Raw genomic sequence first — 267 nt, 5'->3', positions numbered from 1 at the left:
ATTTAAACAATGTGTGCCGTTATATCTTACCTCTAATCCTGCTAAACAAGAACTTACTAATATCATTAATATCCCCCCCAATTTAGTATCACCCAGTAACATTATACATTCAAGGTATTTCTCGACAATCTGGCCAGATTGTTGAATAACGTTTAAACAAAACGATTTAACTAACCTGCGCCACTAGTTTAAATAATATTTTTCACTTGATAGAAAGTAATATTACATAAATATCCAAATAAGCGCAAGTACTTAGCAAATCCATAC

At 31.5% G+C, this 267-nt stretch carries 1 pseudogene; it reads right to left on the bottom strand.

Annotated elements, in window-relative coordinates:
* Positions 1-66: pseudogene (locus SB660_RS24505) on the bottom strand (2-thiouracil desulfurase family protein); the annotation flags it as partial.
* Between the last annotated feature and the right edge of the window lie 201 nt (positions 67-267).

This window comes from Bacillus sp. SIMBA_005, from assembly GCF_046535585.1.
GTDB classification, from domain to species: domain Bacteria; phylum Bacillota; class Bacilli; order Bacillales; family Bacillaceae; genus Bacillus; species Bacillus pumilus.
The sequence above is the reverse complement of the archived record's forward strand: the minus strand, read 5'-3'. Positions and strand labels throughout refer to the sequence as shown.